The organism is Rhodococcus sp. BL-253-APC-6A1W, assembly GCF_012843405.1.
Taxonomy (GTDB): Bacteria; Actinomycetota; Actinomycetes; order Mycobacteriales; family Mycobacteriaceae; genus Rhodococcus.
This window is the reverse complement of sequence record NZ_JABAFB010000038.1, coordinates 1-538: the sequence shown is the minus strand read 5'-3', so window position 1 is coordinate 538 and position 538 is coordinate 1. Positions and strand designations below refer to the sequence as shown.

Here is a 538-nt window from a genome sequence, read left to right as displayed (position 1 = left end):
GGGACTGCCCCCACTTCAGTTGACTCGTGGGGTTGAGCGGTTCAGGCCGCGTATGCGACTTGGTTGATTGTCTCAAACTCGATCGGGGTGAGCTTTCCGAGGCGGCGTTGGCGGCGCTTGCGGTGGTAGGTCCGCTCGATCCAGGTCACGATCGCCAGTCGCAACTCCGCCCGGGTCGACCAGCGTTGCCGGTCGAGGACGTTCTTCTGCAAGAGAGCGAAGAACGACTCCATCGCGGCATTGTCGCCGCATGCCCCCACGCGACCCATCGAACCTTGTAAACCATTGCGAGACAGTTCATGTACAAATTTCCGTGATCGAAATTGACTTCCGCGGTCCGAGTGCACAATCGTCCCGACAGGCTTACGTAGCGCGACGGCATTGCGCAACGCAGACACAGCCAGCGACGCCTTCATACGGGAGTCGATCGAGTACCCGACGATCCTGTTCGAGTGCAGATCCTTGATCGCACAGAGGTACAACTTGCCCTCGTCGGTGCGATGCTCGGTAACGTCGGTGAGCCAGAGTTCGTTGGGCC

General features: G+C 59.9%; 1 protein-coding gene. It reads right to left on the bottom strand.

Features of this window, described 5'->3' with window-relative positions:
• Positions 1-41: 41 nt before the first annotated feature.
• Positions 42-538: IS3 family transposase (locus tag HF877_RS21125; protein ID WP_169623151.1), on the bottom strand; the 497-nt coding region annotated here is incomplete at its 5' end.